This is a genomic window from Ignisphaera cupida (assembly GCF_030186535.1).
Taxonomy (GTDB): Archaea; Thermoproteota; Thermoprotei_A; order Sulfolobales; family Ignisphaeraceae; genus Ignisphaera; species Ignisphaera cupida.
This window is the reverse complement of record NZ_JASNVW010000001.1, coordinates 207,757-227,201: the sequence shown is the minus strand read 5'-3', so window position 1 is coordinate 227,201 and position 19,445 is coordinate 207,757. Positions and strand designations below refer to the sequence as shown.

The window sequence follows — 19,445 nt, the reverse complement described above, 5'->3', positions numbered from 1 at the left end:
GATTTGCGAGTTTATAGGTTTTGTAGTAACAAGAAGCTTTTTTAATACCGAAAACCTATTTTTCTTAGGTGTAGACACATGGTTGTAATAAAATGGCATGGACATGCATGTTTTGAAGTAGTATCATCTAAGGGTACTGTAATCGTTATTGATCCACATGATGGTTATAGCCTGGGTTTAAAACCTCCAAAAGTTCAAGCAGACATAGTTTTGATAACACATGAACACTTTGATCATAATGCCTATGGAGTTGTTGCAAAACCTAGTGCAAAAGTTATATCCACGTTTGTAGGAGAAAAGGTAATAGATGATGTAATTGTGAAAGGAGTTGAAGCATATCATGATAGAGAAAAAGGAAGGAGAAGAGGCAAAATCTCAATCTATAAAATAGTTGTTGATGGAGTATCTCTCACTCATCTTGGCGACCTCGGCCATGAACTTGATGCATCATATAAGAATGCTGTTGGCGATATAGATGTTCTTATGATACCTGTTGGTGGAACATACACAATTGATTCTAAAGCTGCCTGGAATGTAATAAATGTTTTGACACCTAAAGCCGTTATACCTATGCACTACTGGGTAAAAGGATTGAATCTTCCTTTAAAACCAGTCGAAGACTTTCTAGCTATAAAGCCAAGTAATTGGAATGTTATTAAAATAGATTCAAATCAGATTGTTTTGGAGAAAAGTAATATAAAAAGCAATACAATATATGTATTAACACCTCCAGATTAACATATTTTCAACTTTTAAATAATAAGCTTTATAGTAATTAAGGTGAAGTCATTGGTAATCTTTAGATGTATTCTTAAAGGCTATTGCTGTAAAAAGTATTGGATTCCAGTAACACATCTAGATTTATTGAGACTTAAAATATATGCTAATGTTGATATAAAGCCATCAACAATTAGTTTATATGAGGCTTCACTTTATGATGATTTAACATATCCTCAGGTGGTATTTGGTGGTGAGAAGTATTTTCTTGCATTGAATTCGAAGGATGATGGCTCATGCATTTTTCTTTTAAGAAATGGAAAATGTAGTGTGCATCCATATAAACCACTTGTGTGTAGATTCTACCCATTTGTATACATTGAAAATGGTGATAATATAAGCATTGAGGTGAATGAGAACGCTTTAGGTGAATGTCCTGGCATAATAGGTAATAAAAGGATTATACCAGAGGATATAAAAAGTGACTTAACTAAATTAGCTCGAGCTAGAATTCAAGAACTTAAAATGTGGGGTAAAGTAGCTAAGGAATGGAACGAGAGTGAATATAGCAAGAAAGAATTTGATGAAGTGATACAGACATTTTTAGAGTTCATAACTATGAAAGCTGAAGAAGACATGAAAGAACTTGTTAAAAAGAATTTATGGATACCTTAGATATTAAAACTTTATAAATTTCTAGAGCAAGGCTGTATTAGATATGTGGAGTTTTGAAGAGGTGATGTCATTGGTCTCCGCATATTATGAAGGTGCTAGAGTGCCATGGGTTCCAACAAGAGAAGAGTTGTTAGACATTGTGATGAGATTAGCAAATGTGAAATCTGAAGATGTTTTCTATGATCTTGGATGTGGAGATGGCAGAGTTGTTTTGAAGGCTGTTAAAGAGGGTGTAAAAAAAGCTGTTTGTGTGGAAATAAATCCAATGCTTATTGAAAGAGCTAAAGAAAATGCAAAGTCGTTAAATGTATTAAATAAAATAGAGTTTGTAAATGAAGATTTCTTCAAAACAAATTTATCAGAAGCAAGTGTTGTTTACATGTATTTGTTAACATCTGTTAACAAGGCTTTAAGGCCTAAGTTAGAAGCTGAGTTAAAGGATGGGGCAAGGGTTGTTACACTAGATTTTGAAATTCCAGGATGGAGACCTATTCAAATAGTCGAAGTTGCACTGCCTATGAGAACGGCCAGACTATATCTATATGTTAAGGGAATTAGCGATAAGTAATAGATTATACTATGCCAGCTACCTTCTTTGCCTCCTCAATAATTTTTTTAGCTTCAGGAACGAGAGAAGCAAATGTTGTAGAATTTGATTCCATAGCTGCAAAGTTTATTAAGTCATTTGAAATTCTGGTGAGGTTATCAAGATAAACTTCCATTATTGGTATAGAGCCTTTAATTAGCTTTTTCAACTCCTTCGCCAATTCCCTAATAACAACACCAAAAAACATTGCATGCCCTAAATTCATGAATGTTTCCAATTTCAATATGATATTTTCAAGAAAAATATCAATGCTATTTAACCTTTTTTTCAATAGCTCTAAGCTTTGGATTTCTTTTTCAAAATTCTTCTTCCTATCACCAATTTGCTTTGAAAGTATTTCAGCTCTTCTAATATTATTATCAACAACAATCTTATAATACTCAATTTTATTGTGAAGCTCCCTCAAAAGCGCTATGCTTAGTAAAATTCTTGATTTAACACTCATGTTGTTCTCAAAAACTATATCTGACTCCTATTTTATTAAAAATGTAATGCACATCATTTGTTATTTCGCTATTCTACTGATTTGTTTTCAATGACAATTCCTTTTCTGTGAATCTTGGTAATACATTTTTCTCAATTTCAATCATTTTTCTTTTTGCAAACCACAGAAATGCCTTTATTATGAGTTTTAATGGCTCATATTTGAATCCCCTCATATAGAAATTCGTTATTATATCCTCAGCCCAGTGAATTGTATGCCAAAACGCTACTCTCATAGCTTCTGCATGTTCATGTATTATCTTCATACCTGTTACACCACCTTCCTCACTTTTCAACACACCCATTGGAACAAACAACATGGGCACAATAAGACTTCTGTATTTCTTTAGCCGTTCTAATAACTCAATTGTTTTAACAACATCATCTGGCTCTTCACCAGGAAAACCAAGTATAAATGTTGCTGCAGGTATTATCCTATGATCATGCATAATAGCAAATGCTTCCTCAACTATATCAGGCCATTCTTCAGTCTTAAACGGAGCAGCCTTTGCAGGCATTACAATTTTTGCTAAGCGAGGCGACCCTGTCTCTATACCAACTTCAACACCTATATAATTTTGCTCCAATCTTGAATATACAATCTCTGTTATTTTCGTTATTAATTTGTATTTTCTTTGAGCATAAACAACTGTAGCTAGCGATACATGAGCCCATGCCATGCCATTAACAACCTTGGTTATAGCATCATGAAGTTTAATCAAAGCTTCTTCATTTGGTTCTATACCTTTTGAACCATAGAGCAAAACATCTTCGCTATGTAAAATAGCGTTTTTAACACCATAGCTTTTGTTAACCTCGATTTCTTTAACTATTTTTTCTATGGGTATGTGTCTAAGAGGTCTTAACGTAACGCTACAGAATTTGCATCCTCTTGGACATCCCCTCATAATTTCAACTAATCCATTAACACTTGCTCTTTTTATTACTGGTATCTTTTCTATCGGTGGAGATTCCAAAGCCCCAACAGAAATATATTTTGGCACCTCCTCACCATTGAGAATCTTTTTAGCAATATCAACAACAATCTCATCAGCTTCACCTTCAACAATAACGTCAATTCCCCACTTATCCACATATTCTGGTACCCAAAGCCACTGCCAAGCTGCTGGACCTCCAACAACAATCTTAACATTTCTACTACGCATTTTCCTTACTGCATCGCTTTCCATAAGCCTAAAGAAACTTTTTCTATTCACAGGTTCCTTACCTGTGATAAGCCACCATTCTGAGCTTGGAGGGCCAAATGCAAAATAATCGTGATGACCAATCATCAAAATTTTTGCAGATTCTATGTACCTATCGAGATAGTCTGGGTCTATCACATGAGCCTCCAAACCAGCATCTTGAAGTGCTGCCTCAATTTTGCGTAAACCATAGGGTGCTTCAAATGGTCTTCCAAACTCATCAACTTTAGGCTTTGGGCAACAAAGATACATCCACAGTGCTTCTGGAACTCCTATGGCTGGTCCTGTTGCTAAGAACCCTATAAACTCTCTTCCATGATGATTAGTCATCATAGATCTATCTGTCGTTATAACTATTTCAGCCTTGAGTTTGTCCATAGCCCTATAACCTTATCATCTAATACCCTGGATTGTAATATAAGAAGGTATATATACCTAGTCACCATTAATAAATGTGAGAATCTGTGGAAATTTTTTAAACAATTCGCTAGTAAGGTGCTGAAATTGAATTTAAAAAGGAGAAGAATAGAGGCTTTAACAACTGTTTGGAGTATTTTAGTGTCAAAACCTATAAAAAATAGAGAAGAGGTTGTGGAGATACTTAAAGATACCTATAATTCAATGAGCATAGAGCCTATAAGAGGTTCTAGCAACCCTCCAGATTTATACGATAAGGAAATGGCATCTCTATACATAATTGGTAAATGGGGTCTTGGAATAGATAGAGACATTAGTGAGGAAATTCTAAAAACAGTATTCTCCACGGAGATGCTATTCGAAAAAGTTTTGAATGTTTTGAGCAAGGTATCAACAAGAGAAGATTTCTGTAAAGAAGTAGATGATTTGTGTACGCAACTAAATGATTCATTTATTGCAAGATTTCTTAGATTTGCTTTTACACTATATTACTTCGGTTTTATAAAATTCGAGGATCTTGTAACTATTTTGAAAAAGCTTTACAATTTCTATGACATGTTCCAAGATACTGTTAGAAGATTTACAAAATTTGTTATAGCATATGAGGTGGGGGCTAGAATTGCTTCTGGTCAAGTAAAAAGTCTTATGGATATTAACATGACAAAGAATGTTATAGCTCTCAACATTGGTATACCCAAGGCAACACCATCACTAAGCTACATAGTTGAAGTTAGTAAACACTTTTTTACCCTACCTGAAAATATTGTCAAAAGCATTAAGTCTTTGAGTAGCAAAAAGAAGCAAAAAAGTGATAACAATGTATAGAGTGAATATTGAGAAGAAATACATTGTGAAGAAAGGAGAGAAGCGAATAGTTGTAGAGCTTTGCAGATCACAAGATGGTAAACTCTATGCAGTACCAGTGCTTGTAACAAAACATGTTTATACATTGCCTGATGGAACGCAGAAAGAATGGGAATATCAGGAGAGAGATGCTGAGGAAATAGACTACATGTCGCTACCTAAAAACATAAGAGATGCTTTGTCAAAAATAGATATATGAACATGAATATGTATGAGTCTTTTTAATGAAGTTTCACGAATCTCATACTTAATAAGCCCTTTAAATAGCTATAGCCTATTCTAACGAGAGTAATACTAGAGCAATATTGATTTAAGGTGCTAATGATTTGAGTTTAAAGGTTGTTTTTTCAGATGATGGCCTTGCTTATGCTCATGAATTCGATAGCGAATATGTCGTTAGTTTTCTTCTTAAACCAATTGTGAACTGGTTCAAAAATAGATATGGTTCTTTAACACCACCTCAAAAAATGGCTATTCCCTACATCAAAGCTGGTTACAATGTTTTGATATCAAGCCCTACTGGAACAGGGAAAACACTTGCTGTGTTTATGCCAATTATAGATGATTTGTATAGACTTGCTTTAAACAATGAGTTGAAGGATCAGATATATGCTGTTTATGTCTCACCTCTTCGTGCATTGAATAATGATATGCAGAAGAATCTTATACAGCCATTGACTGAGATTAGAGAATATGTTAAAAATGAGCTGGGGGTTGATGTTGATATAAGAGTTGCTGTTAGAACTAGTGATACATTACCAAATGAGAAGTCTAGAATGCTAAAAACTCCTCCACACATATTGATTACAACTCCTGAAAGCTTAGCTTTAGCACTCAATGCTCCAAGATTTAGAGAAAGACTTGCTACAACCAAGTGGGTTATTGTTGATGAGGTTCATGAAATTGCGTCGAGTAAAAGAGGATCGCATCTTGTTTTATCACTTGAGAGATTAGTTGATCTTGTTGGTGATGATTTTCAGAGGATAGGTCTGAGTGCTACAATATCTCCTTTAGAGGAAGTTGCAAGGTTTTTAGCAGGCTTTAAAAGTGATGGAAGTCCAAGACCTATTGTAATAGTAGATGCGAGATTCTCTAAGCCAATAGATATAAGGGTTGTGACTCCACGTTTAGACCTTGTCTATACTCCTGCTAATGTATTGAATGAGGCTATATATGAGGAACTTACAAAACTCGTATTACAGCATAGAACATCACTTGTTTTTACAAATACTAGAAGTGCAACAGAAAGAGTTGTTTACAAACTTAAGAAGAGCCTTAGTTCAAATGGTATTATCGATGCTGATGAAATTGAGGCTCACCATAGTAGCTTAAGCAGAGATGTAAGACTTGATGTTGAGGATAAGCTTAAGAAGGGTCTTCTAAGAGTTGTTGTGTCATCAACAAGTCTTGAGCTAGGCATAGACATTGGTTATATAGATCTCGTTGTTTTGCTTAGTAGTCCAAAAAGTGTAACAAGGCTTTTACAAAGAGTTGGTAGAGCTGGACACAATGCTTATGAAGTTAGTAAAGGTGTTCTCATAGTTGTTGACAGAGATGATCTTGTTGAATGCACAGTTTTAGCAAAACTTGCTCTTCAGAGGAAGATAGACAGAGTCAAAATACCTAAAAAGCCTCTTGACATTTTAGCACAGCACATAGTTGGAATGTCGCTTGAAAAACCCAGAACAATTGACGAGATTTTAACCATTATAAAGCGAAGTTATACATACCATGATATTCGAAAAGATGAATTAGTAACTGTGGTGAACTATCTTGCTGGCAAATACCCTGGTTTAGAAGATTACAATGTATATGCTAAAATAAGGTTTAATGAGAATTCTGAAACCATTGAAAGAAGAAGAGGAGCAAGAATGATATACCAGCTTAACGTTGGTGCCATTCCTGATGAGGCAAAGATAGGAGTTTTTTGTGTTATTGATAACAAAAAAAGATATATTGGTGATTTGGAAGAGGGATTTGCTGAAATACTGGGCCCAGGAGATATCTTTGTTTTGGGAGGCAAAACATATAGAGTTTTAGCAATGCATCCTACGCACATAGTTGTTGAGCCGGCAGAAGGTGAAAGACCTACTGTACCTTCTTGGTTTTCTGAAATGCTTCCACTATCCTATGATTCAGCAGTGGAGGTTGGAAGATTTAGAAGAACTATAGCTGAAATGATTAAGTCCATGCCTAGAGATGCTGTTATAGACTGGCTTGTTAAAGAATATAACATCGAGTTTCATGCAGCTGAATACATTTATGAATATATTTATCAACAACTACTGTTTACAAATGATTTAATACCATCAGATAAGCTCATACTTGTTGAAATATGGCCTGACAAAGAAAGAGGTGCTTCAAACATAATATTTCATAGCTTATTTGGCCGAAGAGTAAATGATGTGCTTTCAAGAGCATATGCATATGCACTTGCAAATATTTTGAAGGAAAGTGTCAAGATATCGGTTACAGACAATGGGTTCATGCTAACAGTACCAGGACATGTTAATATTCAGCAAATTAACAATGTTATTAAGAGTGTTACAAGCAAAAATGTTGAGGAAATTGCTAGAAAAGCCATTAGGAAAACAGAGCTATTCAAGAAAAGGTTTAGGCATTGTGCTGAAAGAGCATTTATGTTATTAAGACGCTACAAGGGTGTTGATGTATCAATTGCTAGAAGACAAATAAATGCAGAAAAGATTATTCAAGCTGTTGAAAAGTATGAGAAATTCCCAATTGTTGAAGAAACCTATAGAGAGATTTTGGAAGATTTTATGGATTTGCAAAATGCTAGGGAAGTTCTAGAAAAAATTGAATCTGGGGATATAGCAATAAGAGTTATTGAAAGCCCTTTTGCCCCAAGCCCATTTGCTCATAACATTGTTGCTTACGGCTATAGCGATATTGTCTTGATGGAAGATAAGAGAAAGCTTATAGCAAGACTTCAAGACATGGTGAAAAAAGTATTGGAGAAAAGCTCTAAACAAGATTTAAGAAATCTCAACACACAGAAACAAGAGATGCAAATAGTTGCTAACTCATGATGACTGTTTCAGTCCGCTCTGACATTGTGATGATGTCGGCACCCACTGACAATCTATAGCACCATATGGACATAGGATTATGCATACACCACACATTTTACACTTGCTATAATCTATTTTCGCATGTGCGTCAACATCACTGAAAAAAGCTTTGTATGGACATAGCGAAACGCATGCCATACAGCCATTGCAAAGAGTATAATCTATTACAGGTTTACATTTCAATCCCATTTTGATATAAAATATTAAGTGCATTGCAAAAACCTTTATTTCAAAAAATGGTGCGGGGGGTGGGATTTGAACCCACGCAGGCCTACGCCATCGGGGCCTAAGCCCGACCCCTTTGACCTGGCTCGGGCACCCCCGCACAAATCTTAGTAAATTAAAATTGGTTTGAGGTTAATAATTTTTATTGTGTATTGCTAATAAGCTATCAATCAATTCTAGACTGTGTTATATTAATTGAAACTCTATTAAATAAATGAATGGATCTGAATAAACTCTTTTATTACCATATATCTTTGCCAAGGCTTTTAGCAATTCTTCACGTGAATTAAATCCATCAGCTTTTATCTCTTCATCTGATAACTCGCTTAACTTTTTCTTCTGAACTTTCTTAATTAGCGCTCTACCTACTCTTACGTGACCAACATATACCTCTACAATTTCATTTTCTTTCAATTCTGTTGAAAGCCTTATTGTTGTTCTCTTTTCTCCTGACAAAATTTTTCCAGCATAATCCAGTTTAAAAACAAGTTTTTTCATCTTTACTCACATAACTTTATGCAAAAATTATTCTGCCTCTGGCTCCTCCTCAATTATCTCTTCAGATAGTTTTGCTATGAGATAGCCATCTTTCAGCAATTTTATCAAATCCTTTTTAGTAATTTCTTCAACAATTTCTCTAAATCCATCAAGTGGATTTTCTGATCTTATCTTTACATCAAGTTTTTTAGCAAGATTCTTTACAGCATTTAAACACTTGTCTCTTACTACACAAACATCGCATCTACAATACTCTCCTTTTACAAATGCAAACCCTATTGCCTCATCAATGAAACCACCTTTATTAGGGTACACAGTTATTTTTATAGAGCCTTTTTCATCAATATCAACATCATATACTAGGAATAGTCTTGCAGCCACATAGAACTTACCATCTCTATACGCAACTATTCCACTTTTTCTAAGAGCATTGAGATGTCTGTATATCGCTGTTCGAGAAATGCCAAGCGCAGAAGCTATTTCAGCTGCTGTGGTAATGCCTCGCGCCATTAGAGAGACCATTGCACATCTAACCTCATTTTTTATACAATTCTCAAATGTTCTATAATTTATCAATCTAACAACATCTATTTCAGGATAGTTAGGAGGTAATGTAAGAGCCATTATTCTTTGAGCATGAATTTGAACAGACTTTATATTCAGCCACCTCTCATACACATTATAATAGTGAGTTGCTATATAAAAAACTTAATTGGCCTAGTAAACATTAAGAGCTATACATCAACATATTCCAACATTTTTCAAAATAATATAGAAATTTCTCCATATAGCTTCTCTAACAGTTTTTTCATCAACATTCTTAATTTTTGCAATTAAAGCAATTAGTTCAGGTAACATTGCAGGACCCAGTACCAACCCCCTATAGTTATATGGACCATCTGATTCTGTCACAATACTTTCTAATGGAGCAATTTTAATTATTTCTAAATGTTTCTTCTGAATCTTAGCCGCAACATTTATTCCTATATAAAATCCTTCATTAACAATTTCTCTTAGCAATTCAGCAGGTCCTGTATACCAATGAAATATAGCTATTTTTACACCACTTCTCCTCAAAACCTCCAATGCTTCTCTCCATGCATTTGGTGCATGAACCGATAAACCCAGTTCATAATCTTTAGCCATTGCAACCAGATTTTCAAATAAATGAAGTTGCACATTAAATGTTTCAGAAACGAATTTTTTATCTAAACCAACCTCACCAAGGAATTTAACATTATATGTTTTTATAATGTTTTCAAACTGCTTAAAGTCAATATTAGGCTCTTTTACATTCCATGGATGAAAACCTATAGAGGGAACAACATTAGAACATTTCTTAGCTATTTCAATAGTCTTTAAACTGCTTTGAATATCATCTGAAACAGCTAGAAATATATAGTGAATTTCTTTACAAAGTTTTTCAGCCTCCTCACCATATTCATATAGATGTATGTGAGAATCGATGTAAGGTGTTGTAGAGAAGTTGTATTGAAGACATTGAGCCATTATTTGTAACCTTTACACTATTTAGAGGATGATTCTAATACAAATTCTCTAATTTGATCTTGTTTTACATGTATAAACTGTGTGAAGGCATCGAGTGGTACATACACAAATCTATCTAGCTTGTAAGTTGGGTGAATCTTGCCAGCAATGTTTATTTTATATCCACAAAATCTACATCTCATGTCAGCTGTTAGGTTTACCTCTAGAATATCGAATCCTATTCTTCTTATTAAGACCCTTCCACAATTTGGACAATAGGTATTTTCAAGTTTATGCCCAGGCACATTGCCTAAATAAACATATTTTAAGCCTTCCTCCATAGCTATTTGAGCATGTTTTTCAAGTGTTGCTACAGGTGTTGATGGCAAATCTAAAAGCTTGTAGTCTGGATGAAATCTGAGGAAATGTACAGGAGTCTCAGGTCCAAGATTTTCAACAATCCATCTAACCATTTTCCTTGCTTTTTCAAGGTCATCACCATACCTAGGCACTACAAGATCTGTAACTTCTATGAATACCCCCTTCCTCTTTAGCTCAACCATAGCATTAAAAACAGGTTCTATGTCAGGAACAAGACTAAATTTTCTAGCAAAATCTTTATCGCCATTACCCTTTAAATCAACTGTTGCTGCATCAATAAATTTAGAAACCAGGTCAATAGTCTCATCAGTCATGTACCCATTTGTTACCATGGTATTAAACAAGCCTTGTTTCTTAGCTAACATCCCTATATCATAAGCATATTCTATAAAGACAACTGGCTCATTATATGTATAGGTAATTCCTTGAGCACCATAGCTAGAAGCAAGCTCAACAGCAAGTTCCGGTGGAAGCTTCCACCCAGCTATAATTCTTCTCTGACTAATATCCCAATTCTGGCAGAAAACACAGGCCCAGCTACATCCTGTTGTAGATAGTGAAAAAACCATGGAGCCTGGGTTGAAGTGATAAAGAGGCTTTTTCTCTATGGGGTCAATAGCAACTGCTATGGCAAGACCATGAGAAACCAAATAAAGCTTTCCATCAAAATTCCATCTAATTCCACAAAAACCATATTGACCATCGCTTAACTTACATCTTCTTGGGCAAGCTGTGCATTCAACGATTTTCTTCGTATTATCAATAACTTTGTAAAGCATTGCTTCTTTAGGCATGTATAAACACTACTATGTAATTAAGTTTGTATAGCAGAATTAATATACTTGACTAGTCCATATTAAATTAAAAAATAGATTCATTTAATGTTTTTACTTAATGTTCTGTTTATGGTTCAATTCAATTTATAGAGCATGCGCAACAATATCTCTTATGATTTCACTAGTTAATGGAAATGGAGAGTTTGTGTGCATGTAGCTAAGTCTTGTTAGCACATACTCAATTATTTTATTGATATCCTTTTCAGAAAATCCATAATCACTTAATTTCTCAGTGAATCCAACTTCTTGCTGGAACTTCTCAACAGCTTTCTGAGCCTTTTCAGCATCTTCAGATATAGGCTTTATTGTTGGATCCAATATCTTTAGTATTGCAGCTGAGTATTCAGGAACTGCCTTATGTATGTAGAAAGCTGATCGAGGACCTAGCAATGCTAAGCCACATCCATGTGCCAGCTTTGGCTGTAAGCCACTAAGTGCATGCTCTATTGCATGTATTATATGTGTTGATCCAGAGTCTATAGCTATTCCAGCTATCATTGATGCATATAACAGCTTTTCTCTCAGATCAAGATTCTTCAAGTCGTTAACAACTTTTGGAAGAGCTTCTGAAATTATTCGTGTTGCTTCTCTTGCTAGAGACTCTATAAAGAGGCTTCTAACTTTAGATGTTGCAGATTCGTAAACATGATAAAACGCATCAAAAGATACATACATAGTCTGTCTTTTATCTAAAGTGAGTGTGTATCTAGGATCATCAATTGAAATCTCTGGATACTTAGGGCTTAAACCATGCTTCTCCAACGTGTCATCAAGTGTAACAACAGCATATCTATCAATTTCTGTTCCAGTACCATGAGTTAAATTAATTGCTATTAGAGGAACGCTTCTCTTTGGTTTTCTAAGGTTCTTCACATAATCTTTAACACTTCCACCACTCAAAGCAATAATAGCAGCCATTTTTGCAGTATCAATAGGGCTTCCACCACCAATAGCAATAACCAGGTCTGCTCCTTCACCCCAAATTGTTTTTGCCAAGTTCTCGACTTGACTAGCCCATGGATTGGGTGATATGTTATCGTAAATAACATAGCTTATTCCATACCCCTTCAAAATTTTTTCAACATCTGCTAGCGCTCCAGAGACTCTTGCAGATGTCTTTCCAGTTGCTATAACAACTTTTTCATGATTTGATATATACTCTTTTGCATTTTCTAATGCATTAACGCCAAAGTATAGAGTTGTTGAAGCATATCTAAGTGTAAATACCATAAGCCATCACATGTGGTAATTTTCAGAGTCTAAACTTGGAAATTTAAATTTTTCGAAAATAACAACAATGCTGTTTTAGCAAAGTTTTTTCGTCATTAAATACCCATCTTCTCCGTCGAGATAATAATTTTTCAGAATAGCCTCTACTCTATATCCAAGAGACTCATAAAGTTTTATAGCTGGTATATTGCTTACTCTAACCTCTAATCTAAACATACACACACTAAATATTTTATGCATAACATTCTCAATTGCCTCCATAAGTCTTTTCCCTATACCCCTTCTCCTATAATTCTGATCTACGCATATAGAAACTATGTGCCCAAACCCATCAACTCTTATCATGCCAGAGACATATCCTATGATAGCCTTAGTCTCACTATCCTCAGCCACAAGAAAAAGCTCAGGATAAAGCTCATACAACATTCTCAAAACAATTTCTGGATAGGGATCTTTGAAACATTTTTTCTCTAATTCATAAACACTTTTAATGTCATTTCCATCAGCTTTTCTAATTACTATCATTACTAACCACTTAGCAGGACATAGGTTGATATACCAGCTGCAACAGCGATTAGCACAACATTTACAATATCAAGAAGCTTCTTATCAATTATAAATCTTAGTTTAGCTGAAGATGGTATAATCGATGATAGAAAAACTGTGCCATCTGTAACAAAAAGTGGTATGGCATTGAATATGTAGAGGCTGAGGTTTACAGCAAATATGAAGTTTATATAGTTTATTACCTCAATTATCATGGGATTGTTATATGGAATACCATTTCTTAACACAATCACCGTGTTTTCCATTGAAACGCCAATACATGGAATATTGTTACCAAGTTTTTTGTTGTAGGAGTCAATAATTGTTGTAATGTTTTTGCATAGACCATTTCTGCAAATAGTAAATGTGACATTGCTACCTATACTTAAATTCTTTAATATATTAGCAATATCATTGCCACTTCTAATTACAACACCGTTAATTGCATATATTATATCACCTTCTCTCAAACCAATTCTTGCTGCAGGACACTCCACATTACTACATATGCTACAATCAACATTTGCAACAACTATTGCTTGAGAAAGTGAAAAGCCCATATATGGAATTAAAGTAGCTATGGCAATTGCTGCTAAAGCTATTAATGCATTTGCTAAAGGACCTGAAGAGGCTATTAATGCTCTTGATAAAGGCTTTGCATTTTTAAACAAGTCATCATCTAATTCAACAAAAGCTAGGGGTATCAAAAATGCTACTCCAATTCCCCAATTCCTCACATTAACGCCTTCTCTCAAAGCTGTAACAGCATGTGCAAGCTCGTGAAGTGTTGCGCCAATGGCTATAGACACTATCAGATATTTTATTATAGATGTAAATGTAAATAATATTGGAACTGGAACTGCAACAGGCTGTGGAGGAGCATGGGAAACACCTGTTAAGAACATGAAGAATCCTTTAACCATGTTTATGAGAAGTGGTACAAAGAATATGTAAAAAAGAACTATACCAATAAACATTGAGAACAGTACTACAAGCTTTACAGATTTTTTTGTAGTTACAGCTTTTCTTGTTTTTATCTCTTTTCCTAAATAGAGTAGAAACCCCCCAATGACAAGCTTAATTTTTATAGTTCCAAACCTTATTTCCCTATCCCCAAAAATTAAAGGTAAAGCTGCGAAAACAGCTATCCACATGAGCATAACATATAGCATTATGTCCAATGGCTAGCACCAAAAACGCTATTAATGCAATTTAATTCTATTTGTATACAGTGTTTTTAAATGCTAATTAACTTGTTTATACCATTAACTACAATGATCGAATGGCTGTTAACATGTTTAGTGGCTACGCTAAAAAAGTTGTTTATGATGAGAGGAGGTGGGGTATTTTAAAAAAGAAAAGATTGAAAGCAATTAGAATTATCGAAGATCTTTCATCGTGTAGAATTATAGATGTTGTTGTTCATGGAAGTGTTGCTAGAGGTGATGTTGATGAGGATAGCGATATTGACATTGCATTGCTTAATCCATATTCTCCAAGCCTATTAGAGCTTTGTCTTGAGAAACGGGGGTACAGTATACATAGCAGAAAAATTGTTATGCCAACGCCAATTCACACACCCAAGCTATATATTTATCTTGATCCATTTGAAGAGCTTGTTATTTCTAATCCAATTGTTAGTTTAAAGCCTTTGGAGGTAGAGTTTTATAAATTTAGTGGAATGCTTGAATACAAAGATCTTTTAAATAATACTAGAATTGCCGGTGTGAATAAGAATCTTCTGCTTATAGAACCTATTGAAGAAGGGCATCTAGAAATTCCTGTTATTGGAAACGAGGGATATGTTGCTAAAAGACTTGGCATATCCATAAATGTTGTTTTAGATAGGGTAGAGACTTTGACAAGAAGAGCTAGGGAAGGTCATAGCGGGCTTTTCATAGATTATGAAATTCCTCTTAACACAGATGTTGAAAGCTATATAAAGTTTTTGTGTAATAAGAATCAATTCTTTAGAGAAAGGCTGAAACAGTATGGGCTTTGCACATAGCATTATAGGAAACGAGGTTATTGGTTATTGGTATAAGGAGCTTCCAAATGGATGCAAACTTTGCATGAAAGGCTCTAAAATTGTTATATTTGTTACAGGTGTGTGTGGCATTGACTGTTATTATTGTCCTATAAGCAGAGAAAGAAGGTTGTTTGGAGCATTCTATGTTGATGAAGAGAAGGTGGATAATGCAACAACAATATTGGATGAAGCATCAATAGTAAGAGCTGAGGGAGCTTCAATAACAGGTGGAGAGCCTATGCAGAGATACGATCTTGTTGTTAACATTATTCATCTTCTTAAAGATGCGTTTGGACAAAAATTCCACATACACCTGTATACTTCGGGTTTTGGAGCAACAAGAAACGCCATAAAATATCTTGATAAAATTGGTCTTGATGAAATAAGGTTTCACATAGTAAGTGAATCTGTTTGGAAACTAGTTGAATACTCTGTGAAAGAAACATCAATGGATGTTGGTATAGAAATTCCGGTTATACCTGGGGAGGAAGATAATGTCTGGGAAACTATTTTGAAAGCAAATAGTATTGGTGTCAAATTTGTTAATCTAAATGAGATGGAGGTAAGCGAAACTAATGTAGAGAGAGTTTTGTTTAGAGGATTTAAAATAAGAGAAAATGGAAGATCAGTTGTTGGAAGTGCAGAAACAGCCAAGAATATTTTGATTAGAGCACAACAACATGGAATTAACACATCAATTCATTTTTGCACAGTACAATTCAAGGATTTTGTACAGCAAAGAGCAAGAACCATTAGAAAAGCTAGAACATGTATGAATGTGGGAGACGAAGTTACAGAGGATGGCATGATTATTAGAGAAGGTGTGGAGATGGAGCCAAGACTAAGTTTATGTGCACCAATAATAAGAAAAAGCTTATTCGCATAAAAACTTCTTTATCACATTGTAATCTAGTTTAACATATCTCTCAAGACTTCCAACATCATACCAAAAGTCATTGTATATATAGGCTTTTACACTAAACCCTTTTCTAATTAGCCATGGCACTAAATCACTCATTATATCAAATGATTTGCCTAGGTAGTTCTCAACGTTCTTTAGTATGTAAGGCTCCATAACTAAAACTCCTATTGAAACATAGAAATTTAGCCAAGGTTTCTCAACAAGTTCAACAACATTATTTAAGTTATCAATTTTTGCTACACCAACAGGAACCTGATATTTATCAGCTAAGACTACTGTTGCATCAGCTTTTCCGTTTCTGTGAAACATAATTAAATTGCTTACATTTATAGGTGCAATTATATCTCCATACCAAACAATTATTGTGTTATTCTCAAACAAATTGCTTTTAAATGCTTTTAGAAGAGCTCCACCAGTATTGTGATACTCTTCATCATCTAGGCTATAGCTTATTGAAACACCATATCGAGAGCCATCACCAAAATAGTTTCTGATCTGTCTCCACCTATACCCAACAAGAAAAACAAATTTTGTTACACCAAATTTTTTAAGCCAACAAACTATGTGCTCGAGAAGGGGCTTTTCCTCACATCCAATAGGAATCATAGGCTTTGGAATAATCTCTGTATATGGCTTGAACCTAGTTCCCTCACCGCCAGCCAGAATAGATGCAACAACATTTTCTAATTTATTTGAGTACATGTATATCACAAAGCTCACAACATTTAGTGTATACTAATTGTTATGACTGTATATATAAGGCTTAGATGAAATTCTTAACCGTGATTACAATTTTAAGCTCTGTGTAAAAACTTTTATAGCTGCAACATAGCTTATGTTTAATGATATAGTAACGGTGATTTTCTTTGAGTAGTGTAAGTAGTGTTGTAAAAGAGTTAGAGACTGAAGCTGAGAAGATTATTAAGGAAGCTGAAGAAAAAGCGTTGAAGATAATTGAAGATTCTAAGAAAAAAGCTAGTGAAATTCTAAATGATGAAAGCTATGTTAAAGAGTTAGAAAGTTTTGCAAAGGATGTGGAAAGAAGTATTGAGAGAGAGTGCTTTAGCGTAATAGAAAATGCCAAGAGAGAAGCTAATGAAGTTATTGAAAAGTATAGGAGGGTTGTAAATGAGATAGTGAGAAAATTAGTCTCAATGGTTATTGGAACAAGTATTGAATAGGTTGATACCTTGAGTATAAAGCAAATCATAGTTAGCAATCCTGATGTGGCGCTAAAAACCTATGTGATTGCGCCTCGGGATTATGCTGATACTGTTTTGGAGAAGATGGTGAAACTGGGAGTTTTTGAGCCAATACATCTTGAGGAGGAGGCTAAGAAGAAAGAAGTTGAAGAGTATATAAACTTGGTTGAGAAATGCAAGAAACTTTTTGATTCAATTAATTCATATATAGAAGAGCCATTGACAATAGAGGTTAGAGAAATTCCGGCAAACACTAGGCAAACACTGGAAAGTCTATACAATAAGTTAAGCAACGTACTAAATCTTCTTATGGAGCTTGATAAAAAGAGGAATGAATATCATAAAAAGGTTAATGAGCTTAGCGCATTGCAAAAATATGTAGATCATATGAATTCTATTCATCACAACACTGATTCAAGCATTTTAGACTATGATGGGGCATTAATTGTTGTTAAAACGTTTTTTGGGCTTAGAGGCAGTATTGAAGCATTAAAAGGTAAAGCAATGTATGTTTTAGGCGAGCTTTCAATAGATGAGCAAAATGCCTTTGCCACTATTGCTTTTGAGAAAAGCATTGCAGATGAGGTTCTTAAGGAAGTTGAACAAAGAAATCTTAGGGAGATTGAGATATCAAAAACATATGGATATGTATCGTTATCAACGCTTTCTAATATGATAAAAGCTGATGTAGAAAAACTAAAGGTTGAGTTAAGTAATATTGAAAATAGAATCAATGATATTGTGAAGAATAATGCATATGATATTGCATTACTAAAAATACTTGTGGATGTTGAATATAGCAAGACCGAGCTTCTTAAAGTTGCTTTAGAGTCAAAGCATTTATCACTTCTAAGTGGCTGGGTTTTGAAATCGAAGAAAGATTCTCTATATAGAGAGCTGGGCAATATTCCGCTACAAATAGTTTTTGAAGAAGATCCTGAGCCTCCAGTAGAATTCAACAATCTAAAACCGTTTAAGCCATTTGAAATGTTTACAGAGCTTAATGGCCATCCATCGCCAAGAGAATGGGACCCAACACCACTACTCACATACTTCTACGCCATCTTCTTTGCCCTCATGTTTCCAGACATTGGCTATGCAATAGGCCTGTTAATAGGCTCTAAATATGTTTTGCCATATTTTGTTCAAAACCTTGAAACACTGCAAAAGCTTCGAAAAATAGTTTATGCAACAGCTTTTTGCGCTGTAGTTACAGGGGTTTTGTCTGGAAGCTTCCTAGGCTCTTTAATAGGTCAATACATATCTATGTTCATACCATCTGTCTTGCCATCACCACCACCAAGACTCTTAGACCTTGCAGCAACAGTAGAATATATGAAATCAGCAATAAAACTTGCACTATTAGTAGGCTACATCTCTATACTAGTAGCACACTTAACTGGTTTTGCAAAAGCTGCTATAAAAACACATGATCTATGGACAGCAATATTGGAAGCATGCATGGTTATTATGATAGTATTTGGCCCTCCATTCATAACATACAAGCTTTCGTTTACTGGAATAAATATTGATGTATTTAAGTTGGGAAGGGTGATGCCAGTAAACATAATAGAGTACATAATCTATGCAACACTAGTAGTATACATATTTTGCAAGATCAAAACCTCTGGACCTGCAGGTGCACTGTTTTGGATATTTGATGTTATAGGTATTTTAGCAGATAACATGTCATTTGTTAGAATTGCTGGAATAGGAGCAGGATCTGCTTTACTCACAGAAATATTCAATGGATTTGTATACTCAGCAATGCAATCATTTGCAGCAATAAACATAGCTGTGGGTATTGTTGCAGGTATTGCAACAGCACTAATGTTGCATACATTCTCACTTGCCGCATCTGTTTTAGGACCATATATACACTCTCTAAGGCTAATAACATATGAAATGGCTTCGAAATTCTATGAGGGAAGTGGAAGAAGAATAACACCGATAAAAGTCTCACTAGGTTCAATATCACTTGGAGTAAGAATGACTTCTTAATAGCTATTTCCACATTATCATTTGTTT

General features: G+C 34.7%; 21 protein-coding genes and 1 tRNA gene. 10 read left to right on the top strand and 12 right to left on the bottom strand.

Annotated elements, in window-relative coordinates; translation table 11 throughout:
- The first annotated feature begins 78 nt into the window (after nucleotides 1–78).
- The 3 genes from QPL79_RS01375 to QPL79_RS01365 all read left to right on the top strand — a co-directional run bounded on the left by QPL79_RS01375 (nucleotide 79) and on the right by QPL79_RS01365 (nucleotide 1,960).
- The gene (locus QPL79_RS01375; RefSeq protein WP_285272993.1) at nucleotides 79–738 is read left to right on the top strand and encodes an MBL fold metallo-hydrolase; all 660 of its coding nucleotides are present in this window, start codon (nucleotides 79–81) and stop codon (nucleotides 736–738) included.
- 51 nt (nucleotides 739–789) lie between these two features.
- Nucleotides 790–1,392, top strand: coding sequence for a YkgJ family cysteine cluster protein (locus QPL79_RS01370; protein ID WP_285272992.1), 603 nt, complete (start codon nucleotides 790–792; stop codon nucleotides 1,390–1,392).
- A gap of 64 nt (nucleotides 1,393–1,456) precedes the next feature.
- The gene (locus QPL79_RS01365) at nucleotides 1,457–1,960 is read left to right on the top strand and encodes a class I SAM-dependent methyltransferase (RefSeq protein ID WP_285272991.1); all 504 of its coding nucleotides are present in this window, start codon (nucleotides 1,457–1,459) and stop codon (nucleotides 1,958–1,960) included.
- A gap of 4 nt (nucleotides 1,961–1,964) precedes the next feature.
- On the opposite strand, the gene QPL79_RS01360 is transcribed toward QPL79_RS01365, so the two are convergent.
- Together QPL79_RS01360 and QPL79_RS01355 are read right to left on the bottom strand one after the other, a co-directional pair.
- Nucleotides 1,965–2,444 carry a hypothetical protein gene (locus QPL79_RS01360; protein WP_285272990.1) on the bottom strand — a complete coding sequence of 160 codons (480 nt, stop codon included), beginning with the start codon at nucleotides 2,442–2,444 and terminating at the stop codon, nucleotides 1,965–1,967.
- A 73-nt stretch (nucleotides 2,445–2,517) separates the two neighbouring features.
- Complete coding sequence (locus QPL79_RS01355) at nucleotides 2,518–4,065, bottom strand: B12-binding domain-containing radical SAM protein (protein ID WP_285272989.1); 1,548 nt, start codon at nucleotides 4,063–4,065, stop codon at nucleotides 2,518–2,520.
- A 126-nt stretch (nucleotides 4,066–4,191) separates the two neighbouring features.
- On the opposite strand from QPL79_RS01355, the gene QPL79_RS01350 reads away from it, so the two are divergent.
- From QPL79_RS01350 to QPL79_RS01340, 3 genes are all read left to right on the top strand, one after another.
- Nucleotides 4,192–4,929, top strand: coding sequence for a DUF2192 domain-containing protein (locus QPL79_RS01350; RefSeq protein WP_285272988.1), 738 nt, complete (start codon nucleotides 4,192–4,194; stop codon nucleotides 4,927–4,929).
- Nucleotides 4,922–5,167: a hypothetical protein gene (locus QPL79_RS01345; protein ID WP_285272987.1), complete on the top strand. Its 246-nt coding sequence runs from the start codon at nucleotides 4,922–4,924 to the stop codon at nucleotides 5,165–5,167. The genes QPL79_RS01350 and QPL79_RS01345 overlap by 8 nt, the downstream gene beginning before the upstream one ends.
- A 127-nt stretch (nucleotides 5,168–5,294) precedes the next feature.
- Nucleotides 5,295–8,018 carry an ATP-dependent helicase gene (locus QPL79_RS01340; RefSeq protein WP_285272986.1) on the top strand — a complete coding sequence of 908 codons (2,724 nt, stop codon included), beginning with the start codon at nucleotides 5,295–5,297 and terminating at the stop codon, nucleotides 8,016–8,018.
- Here the strand turns inward: QPL79_RS01340 and QPL79_RS09255 are convergent.
- The 9 genes from QPL79_RS09255 to QPL79_RS01300 all read right to left on the bottom strand — a co-directional run bounded on the left by QPL79_RS09255 (nucleotide 8,013) and on the right by QPL79_RS01300 (nucleotide 14,436).
- Entirely contained in the window at nucleotides 8,013–8,249 is a 237-nt protein-coding gene (locus QPL79_RS09255) for a 4Fe-4S binding protein (RefSeq protein WP_350309065.1), read from the bottom strand. The genes QPL79_RS01340 and QPL79_RS09255 overlap by 6 nt on opposite strands.
- A gap of 48 nt (nucleotides 8,250–8,297) precedes the next feature.
- Nucleotides 8,298–8,385, bottom strand: a tRNA-Leu gene (locus QPL79_RS01335).
- 86 nt (nucleotides 8,386–8,471) lie between these two features.
- Nucleotides 8,472–8,783 (bottom strand): ASCH domain-containing protein, encoded by a 312-nt coding sequence (locus QPL79_RS01330; RefSeq protein WP_285272985.1) that lies wholly within the window; start codon nucleotides 8,781–8,783, stop codon nucleotides 8,472–8,474.
- A gap of 27 nt (nucleotides 8,784–8,810) precedes the next feature.
- The gene (locus QPL79_RS01325) at nucleotides 8,811–9,407 is read right to left on the bottom strand and encodes an ArsR family transcriptional regulator (RefSeq protein ID WP_285272984.1); all 597 of its coding nucleotides are present in this window, start codon (nucleotides 9,405–9,407) and stop codon (nucleotides 8,811–8,813) included.
- A gap of 117 nt (nucleotides 9,408–9,524) precedes the next feature.
- Nucleotides 9,525–10,292, bottom strand: coding sequence for a TatD family hydrolase (locus tag QPL79_RS01320; RefSeq protein ID WP_285272983.1), 768 nt, complete (start codon nucleotides 10,290–10,292; stop codon nucleotides 9,525–9,527).
- A gap of 17 nt (nucleotides 10,293–10,309) precedes the next feature.
- On the bottom strand, nucleotides 10,310–11,446 hold the full coding sequence (gene amrS / locus QPL79_RS01315) for an AmmeMemoRadiSam system radical SAM enzyme (RefSeq protein ID WP_285272982.1): 1,137 nt from the start codon (nucleotides 11,444–11,446) through the stop codon (nucleotides 10,310–10,312).
- Between the two features lie 126 nt (nucleotides 11,447–11,572).
- Complete coding sequence (locus QPL79_RS01310; RefSeq protein WP_285272981.1) at nucleotides 11,573–12,718, bottom strand: iron-containing alcohol dehydrogenase; 1,146 nt, start codon at nucleotides 12,716–12,718, stop codon at nucleotides 11,573–11,575.
- A gap of 75 nt (nucleotides 12,719–12,793) precedes the next feature.
- Nucleotides 12,794–13,243, bottom strand: a complete 450-nt coding sequence (gene rimI / locus QPL79_RS01305) for a ribosomal protein S18-alanine N-acetyltransferase (protein WP_285272980.1) — start codon at nucleotides 13,241–13,243, stop codon at nucleotides 12,794–12,796.
- A gap of 2 nt (nucleotides 13,244–13,245) precedes the next feature.
- On the bottom strand, nucleotides 13,246–14,436 hold the full coding sequence (locus tag QPL79_RS01300) for a M50 family metallopeptidase (protein WP_285273395.1): 1,191 nt from the start codon (nucleotides 14,434–14,436) through the stop codon (nucleotides 13,246–13,248).
- A 122-nt stretch (nucleotides 14,437–14,558) separates the two neighbouring features.
- Here QPL79_RS01300 and QPL79_RS01295 point away from each other — a divergent pair, with 122 nt between their 5' ends.
- Nucleotides 14,559–15,272, top strand: a complete 714-nt coding sequence (locus QPL79_RS01295; protein ID WP_285272979.1) for a nucleotidyltransferase domain-containing protein — start codon at nucleotides 14,559–14,561, stop codon at nucleotides 15,270–15,272.
- Nucleotides 15,256–16,179, top strand: a complete 924-nt coding sequence (locus QPL79_RS01290; protein ID WP_285272978.1) for a radical SAM protein — start codon at nucleotides 15,256–15,258, stop codon at nucleotides 16,177–16,179. The genes QPL79_RS01295 and QPL79_RS01290 overlap by 17 nt, the downstream gene beginning before the upstream one ends.
- Here the strand turns inward: QPL79_RS01290 and QPL79_RS01285 are convergent.
- Complete coding sequence (locus QPL79_RS01285; protein ID WP_285272977.1) at nucleotides 16,168–16,917, bottom strand: nucleotidyltransferase family protein; 750 nt, start codon at nucleotides 16,915–16,917, stop codon at nucleotides 16,168–16,170. The genes QPL79_RS01290 and QPL79_RS01285 overlap by 12 nt on opposite strands.
- Before the next feature lie 164 nt (nucleotides 16,918–17,081).
- Between QPL79_RS01285 and QPL79_RS01280 the strand changes: the two genes are divergently transcribed.
- A complete protein-coding gene (locus QPL79_RS01280; protein ID WP_285272976.1) occupies nucleotides 17,082–17,396 on the top strand; it encodes a hypothetical protein in 315 nt (104 codons plus the stop codon).
- A 9-nt stretch (nucleotides 17,397–17,405) separates the two neighbouring features.
- The gene (locus QPL79_RS01275) at nucleotides 17,406–19,418 is read left to right on the top strand and encodes a V-type ATP synthase subunit I (RefSeq protein ID WP_285272975.1); all 2,013 of its coding nucleotides are present in this window, start codon (nucleotides 17,406–17,408) and stop codon (nucleotides 19,416–19,418) included.
- Nucleotides 19,419–19,445 lie beyond the last annotated feature (27 nt).